Raw genomic sequence first — 6,656 nt, forward strand, 5'->3', positions numbered from 1 at the left:
GCAAATGCTGGCCGGACTCCTTGACCAGACCGACATATTCCTTCTGGCGCGGATCCTTGAAGGTGCCGAACATCTCATGCAGCAGCATGTCGGAAAAACCGATGATGGCGTTCAACGGCGTGCGAAGCTCGTGGCTGACGACCGCCAGAAACCGTCCCTTCGCCACTTCGGCAGACGCGGCCGCCTCTTTCGCAGCGGCAAGCTCTTCGCGCAAGCCGGCGAGTTCGTCGTTTTCGCGCAGGACGAGCGTGAAGACATCCTCATGCTCCACCCGCATCAGCTCAAGGGAAAACGGCCGGTAGTTGTCCGCCGTCGGGCCATGGCCGTTTTGCGGCAGCCGGACGCGAAGATCGAGCCGGCGCGCCGACGCGCCGTCGCGCATGTCGGCCAGCGCGCTGAGGTATGCGACGCGATCGGACAGATGGATACGGTCGAACAGGCCGTTACCGAACAGCAGTTCCGGCTGCAGCTTCAGGATCGTGCGCGCCTTTGCCGACGCATCCAGAACCTCGCCATGCCTGCCGGCCCGCAGGACAACGGCGTCGATGATGTTCTCGAGCCGGTCATCGGTCGCCGGATCTAGCTGCGCGCCGGCCGGGCTGCCAAGTGCTGCTACGCGGGGAACCAAGGTGAGCGCCCAAGCCAGCGGCAGCAGCCAGTGCCAGGCAGCGGTTTCCGCCGGGCCGAACGGGAAAACAGAACCGGCAAAAGCCTGCAGCGGGATAGCGACAAATGCGGATGCGGCACCCCAGAGTGCAGCGCGACGAGACGCGCCGATCCACCAGGCTTCGAACGGCAGCGCCACGACAAGCATGGCGACCGGCGAGGCCATCCCGCCCGCAGCGGCAATGACACCGGCAAGAGCAAGACTGCCCATCACCAGGGCGACCTGGCCGGCGAACGCCATCTTGCCCGATGCTGCCACCAGCAAGGCAGCAAACCAGCAGAGGCCGAATGTCGCAAAGATCGCAGCCATGGTCACGGCCACGCCCATGCCCGAGGTAACCAGCGTGACTGCTGCACCTGCGGCAAAGAACGGAGCGGCCAGCATGACACCGATAAACCGCCCCTGGCACCGGCGGTCGTTCTTTCCGAGGATCGACGGATGAACCATACGTTCGCAACCGGCTGCCATCGCGCCGGGCAACTCAACGTATCTGGCCCTTATCGAACTCAATTCAACGCACTCGCACCTGGTCGTGAACAGCCCTGCTTCGCAGGTTGCTTTTATTGATCTGAAACTCGCATCCAGCGTTTAAGGAATGGATAAGGCGGGACCGATCAATGCCCAGCCTGAGGGAAATATTGGGAGGCCGGCGCGGCAAAACCTTGGCAATTGCGGCCATAGTAAATGGAGCGTTATCCGGGCGGACCGCCCTTTCGCCTCTGACAGTCGCCACCGGCACGCCGCGCTTCAGGGAAATAACTAAGGAAAACAGGCAGATGAATAGTTAACCTTAAGTGAAGAAAATCGACTGAATTTGACACAAATCCATTGCAAAATACTTCGTTTCGAGTTTGCCTAAAATTCGAGGAAAATTTTCGCTGACCGGGCAAGCCGTCCTTTGAGCGTCTATGCCACTATCGTACCCCATAAAAGAGGTCATGTCGCCGAATGCATGATCCGGTCAAGGATGAGGGCATACAGATGGGCTTTCTGATCAGAATGGCTTTCTGGTTTTCGCTGGTGCTTCTGGCGCTGCCGCTGAATGTCGGCTCCGACGAGACAGGCCACCAAAGCGTCGGGCCGATCCAGGCGTTGTTTGCGGCACGCGAAGCCGTTGGCGATATTGCCGGCATATGCGAGCGCAAGCCCGACGTCTGCGAGACCGGCAAGTCCGCAATGCACACGATCACCGCCCGGGCCAAGGAGACAGCCAAGATCGCGGCCGCCATGTTGGACGACAAGACCGCCGAACCCGACACGGCGACAACGACCGGCAGCGTGCCGGAAGACATCGTCTTACCGGCGAAAGTCCACTTGCCCGCGAAAGTCGAGTTGCCGGCGAAAAACTGAGATATTTTCAGCGCATCTGTCACTGCACCGCAGGCCGTCCGCACCTCGACGCCTATGGTGTTTTTCCTCTTTTTCCGTGACGCGGCGTCGCCGGATGACTATATCCTAGGTGATGAGCACGACGATCCAAACGATCCGCGACGACTTCGCCCTGCTTGACGAGTGGGAAGACCGCTACCGCTATGTGATCGAACTGGGCGAGGCCCTGCCGCCATTTCCCGATGAGGAACGCAACGCCGCCAACAAGGTGCCCGGCTGCGTCAGCCAGGTCTGGCTGACAACCCAATATGGACCGGGTCCCGATCCAGTCGTCACCTTCGCCGGTGATTCGGACGCCCATATCGTGCGCGGCCTCGTCGCTATCATGCTGGCGCTGTTTTCCAGACGACCGGCCAGCGAGATCCAGAAGACCGACGCGGAAGCCACGCTGAAGGCACTTGGCCTCGACGAACACCTGTCGCCGCAACGCGCCAATGGTCTTCGTTCCATGGTCAAGCGCATTAAGCGCGACGCCGAGGCGGCGTTGAGGCAGACCGCCTGATTAGACAACAGCGCGCGATTGCCCCCGCACGGCAGTGAGCCCCGCACCTCGGGCAAGGCGTATCGATTGCTCCAGCAATGCCTCCAAAGCAAAACGGCGCCCGGAGGCGCCGTTGATCGTTCAACCCACGTTGGGAAGAGCCGATATCAGCGTCCCTTGCGCTTGCGGCCGAGACCCATCTTCTTGGCGAGTTGGGAGCGGGCGGCAGCATAGTTGGGAGCAACCATCGGATAGCTTGCGTCCAGGCCCCATTTTTCACGATACTCGTCGGGCGTCAGACCGTAGTGGGTCATCAAATGGCGCTTCAGCGACTTGAACTTCTTGCCGTCTTCAAGACAGACGATGTAGTCGTCATGGACGGAGCGTTTCGGGTTTACTGCCGGCTTCTGTTTGTCGGCAGGAGGTTGTTCACTGGTCCCGCCCACGCGCCCGAGGGCGGCATGGACATCGGCGATGAGGCTCGGCAGCTCGCCGACCGGCACCGGATTGTTGCTGACATAGGCGGCCACGACGTCGGCCGTCAACTCGATCAGCGCATCACTATTTCTGGAAGGTGTTTCGATAATATCCATGGCTTCATGACCCCAACGAGAGTTGTTTCTATCCGCGCCCTATTTTTGACAGGTCGGGCATCGCGCGAAATTTTTGCAGGAAAGAGCCTCTGCGATTCGCGTCACAACATCCTAATGAGCCAGTGAATCAAGTAAGTCAATTCGCTTCTTGCGCTGTATTCATCGATGTTAATAAAATATTCCACGATCAGCTTCAACCTTTCGTGCACTCTGTAATTTTGCGATATTTTCTGGTCCGACCAGCAACGGCTGACGCCCCGTCGGGCTGCCGTTACATCCTCGATGGCCAGTAAAAAGTTCTCAATGCTTGGCTATGCTTGGTTGTGGCGCAGGCTATCTGGTTGTTTTCAGAATCTGCAAAACCATAGGTTGCGATTTGCTGTTTGCAAACAAACCAGAAGTCAGCGCCGCGGATCGCCGCCGATCCATCAATGTGGGGTAATGTATTTTCCGTAGACCCAGCCGATGACAAAATTGCCGTTGTGTGCCGGATCATGCCAGACTTCGCACCAGCGATAGCGGATCTTCTGTTCCTGCTTCCAAACCGGCTGCTTGGCAATGTCGAGCAGGTTTATGCTCCCGGTGCATTTCCCGGTCATCTGCAAAACGGCACCGTTGGGATAGGCGGCCTGCTTCTGGGAAGACCCCGCCGGGTACTTGCGGACGTTGAGCGTGTCGCCAAACGGAACGTTGGTCACTTGCCAAGCTGCGAACACGGTTGCATGAGATTGGCCGGTAAAGGCCAAAACTGTCGAAGCGACGACCAAAGCCGCGACAGCGCGAAAACGGAATTTCATTTTTCTCTCTCCTGCGGCTCATCTTCTGGAGCCCAGTGCAAAACATATACTCCGGCTCTTGAACCTGCGCTGATCGGCGTGTTCATTCTCCATTCAAATAACTTCCCAGCGAGACGCAATGACCCGAACCCCAGCATTTCCGACTGTCAGCCCGCCACAACCCGAGAAGCGGCCGGTCTTCGATCTGCATCATGGAGTAACCCGGACGGACGACTATGCCTGGCTGAGAGCCGACAATTGGCAAGAGATGTTCAGGGATCCGTCCCTGCTCGACGCCCAAATCCGCGCCCATCTCGAAGCCGAAAACGCCTATCAGGCGGCGTTGATGGCCGACACCGCCCAGTTGCGGAAGCAGCTTTTCAAGGAGATGAAGGGCCGCATCAAGGAAGACGACTCTTCCGTGCCGATGAAGGATGGGCCGTACGCCTATGGCTCATCTTTCAAGCTTGGCGGCGAGCAGCCGCGTTATTTCCGCACGCCGCGCGATGGCGGTGACCAGCAGATCCTGCTCGACGGCGATCTCGAGGCCGAAGGCAAGGCCTATTTCCGCCTCGGCGGTGTCGACCATTCGACCGACCACCGCAAGCTTCTCTGGGCCTTCGACGACAAGGGTTCCGAATTCTACACGCTTCGCGTCCGCGATCTCGCCGACCGCAAGGAGTTGCCGGATAGGATCCCGGCTACCGGTGGCGGCGGCGTATGGAACGCCGACAATGACGGATTTTTCTACACCCGCCTCGATCCCAACCACCGTCCTTCCAAGGTGCTGTTCCATGCCCTTGGCGACAGTCCTGAGAACGACCGGCTGATCTACGAAGAAACCGATCCGGGCTTCTTCATGAATGTCGGCGGCACGCGCTCCAACGAGTGGATCATGGTCGGCATCAACGACCACGAGACCTCTGAATATCGCATCATGAGCGCCAGCGAGCCGTTCGCCGAACCGAAGCTGGTTTCGGCGCGCGAGACCGGCCTGCAATACGACCTCGAAGAAGGCGGCGATATCTTCTTCATTCTCACCAACGCCGACGGCGCCAAGGATTTCAAGATCATGACGGCGCCGGCGAACGACCCGGTGCGCGCCAACTGGCAGGAACTGGTGCCGCACGAAGCGGGCCGGCTGATCCTTTCGGTGATCGGCTTCAAGGACCATATGGTCAGGCTTGAGCGCAAGGAAGGCCTGCCGCGCATCGTCGTGCATGACCGCAAGAGCGGCGAGGAACACCTCATCTCCTTCGACGAGGAAGCCTTCTCGCTCGGCCTGTCGGGATCCTATGAATACGACACCGAGATCATGCGCTTTTCCTACTCGTCCATGACAACGCCGGCGCAGATCTTCGACTACAACATGCGGACCCGCGAGCGCGTGCTGCTGAAGACGCAGGAAGTTCCGTCCGGTCACGACCCGGACCATTATGTGACACGGCGGCTGATGGCTCCCGCCGCCGACGGCGAACTGGTGCCGATCTCGCTCATCCACCATCGCGACACGCCGCTCGACGGATCAGCGCCTTGCCTGCTTTACGGCTACGGCTCCTACGGCATCACAGTCCCGGCCGCCTTTAACACCAATTTGTTTTCGCTGGTCGACCGCGGCTTCGTCTACGCGATTGCCCATGTCCGCGGCGGCAAGGACAAGGGCTATGGCTGGTATGATGACGGCAAGCGGACGCACAAGATGAACACGTTCACCGATTTTGTCGCGGTCGCCCACCACCTCGTCGCCGAACGCTATACGCAACATGACCGCATCGTCGCACAGGGCGGCTCGGCCGGCGGCCTGCTGATGGGCGCGATTGCCAACATGGCGCCGGAATGCTTCGGCGGCATTGTCGCCGAGGTTCCGTTCGTCGACGTGCTCACCACCATGCTCGACGCGACCTTGCCGCTGACGCCGCCGGAATGGCCCGAATGGGGCAATCCGATCGCTTCGGAGGAGGACTACCGAACGATCGCCGCCTACTCCCCCTATGACAATGTCGCCGCGCTCGACTATCCGCCGATTCTGGCGCTTGCCGGTCTCACCGACCCGCGTGTCACCTATTGGGAGCCGGCCAAGTGGGTGGCGCGGCTGCGCGACCGCAAGACCGGCGACAATCCGGTGCTGTTCAAGATCAACATGGACTCCGGCCATGCCGGCGCATCCGGCCGGTTTTCCAGGCTCGAGGAAATCGCCTTCACCTACGCGTTTGCGCTGAAGGTGGCGGGCAAGGCCGACCTTGCCACCACCAGCGGCACCCACCCCTTTGGACGCGCAAAGGGCGCTGTAGGAGCTTGATCTTGCGCACGATCCCCTGCGGAAAATCGATTCCAATTTCCGGTCACGGCCTGGCTGATTTTCCGCTCGCAATTGCGATGGCAGCGCGCTACCCAATGCGCGGCTTTTCGAAGCCGCGCCACCAAAATCATCCAGTCACGCCAAAGGTCTGCCATGTTGCTCGTCGACGTCTATCTCGACAAATCGCGTATCCAGGGCATCGGAGTCTTTGCCAAGAACCACATTCCCCGTGGCACTCTGGTTTGGAAGCTCGATCCCAATTACGACCGGCGCATTCCCGTCGAGACCTATGAGCGCGAAACCGGGCCGATCAAAGCCTATCTCGATCGCTATTCCTATCCCGACCGGCGCGACCCGAACTACATCGTCTTCGAAGCCGACGACGCACGCTACATGAACCATGCCGATGACCCGAATTGCGACGTCTCCTCGGGCGAGGAGACGTATGCGT

At 59.8% G+C, this 6,656-nt stretch carries 7 protein-coding genes; 4 read left to right on the top strand and 3 right to left on the bottom strand.

Going from position 1 to position 6,656, the window contains the following annotated elements:
- Nucleotides 1-1,114, bottom strand: a 1,114-nt coding sequence (locus EOA86_RS16735; RefSeq protein WP_281035666.1) for a histidine kinase dimerization/phospho-acceptor domain-containing protein, incomplete at its 3' end; no start/stop codon positions are given.
- A 534-nt stretch (nt 1,115-1,648) separates the two neighbouring features.
- Between EOA86_RS16735 and EOA86_RS16740 the strand changes: the two genes are divergently transcribed.
- Both EOA86_RS16740 and EOA86_RS16745 read left to right on the top strand, forming a co-directional pair.
- Nucleotides 1,649-2,017 (top strand): DUF5330 domain-containing protein, encoded by a 369-nt coding sequence (locus EOA86_RS16740; RefSeq protein WP_128342660.1) that lies wholly within the window; start codon nt 1,649-1,651, stop codon nt 2,015-2,017.
- 112 nt (nt 2,018-2,129) lie between these two features.
- Nucleotides 2,130-2,558, top strand: a complete 429-nt coding sequence (locus EOA86_RS16745) for a SufE family protein (protein ID WP_128342653.1) — start codon at nt 2,130-2,132, stop codon at nt 2,556-2,558.
- Between the two features lie 146 nt (nt 2,559-2,704).
- On the opposite strand, the gene EOA86_RS16750 is transcribed toward EOA86_RS16745, so the two are convergent.
- Together EOA86_RS16750 and EOA86_RS16755 are read right to left on the bottom strand one after the other, a co-directional pair.
- A complete protein-coding gene (locus EOA86_RS16750) occupies nt 2,705-3,130 on the bottom strand; it encodes a MucR family transcriptional regulator (protein WP_029354623.1) in 426 nt (141 codons plus the stop codon).
- A 428-nt stretch (nt 3,131-3,558) separates the two neighbouring features.
- Nucleotides 3,559-3,927 (bottom strand): SH3 domain-containing protein, encoded by a 369-nt coding sequence (locus tag EOA86_RS16755; protein ID WP_128342655.1) that lies wholly within the window; start codon nt 3,925-3,927, stop codon nt 3,559-3,561.
- A gap of 118 nt (nt 3,928-4,045) precedes the next feature.
- On the opposite strand from EOA86_RS16755, the gene EOA86_RS16760 reads away from it, so the two are divergent.
- Together EOA86_RS16760 and EOA86_RS16765 are read left to right on the top strand one after the other, a co-directional pair.
- Nucleotides 4,046-6,205 carry a S9 family peptidase gene (locus tag EOA86_RS16760; protein ID WP_128342656.1) on the top strand — a complete coding sequence of 720 codons (2,160 nt, stop codon included), beginning with the start codon at nt 4,046-4,048 and terminating at the stop codon, nt 6,203-6,205.
- Between the two features lie 153 nt (nt 6,206-6,358).
- Nucleotides 6,359-6,656: SET domain-containing protein-lysine N-methyltransferase (locus EOA86_RS16765; RefSeq protein WP_128342658.1), on the top strand; the 298-nt coding region annotated here is incomplete at its 3' end.

The sequence above is a fragment of the Mesorhizobium sp. M5C.F.Ca.IN.020.32.2.1 genome, assembly GCF_004023105.1.
GTDB classification, from domain to species: domain Bacteria; phylum Pseudomonadota; class Alphaproteobacteria; order Rhizobiales; family Rhizobiaceae; genus Mesorhizobium; species Mesorhizobium wenxiniae.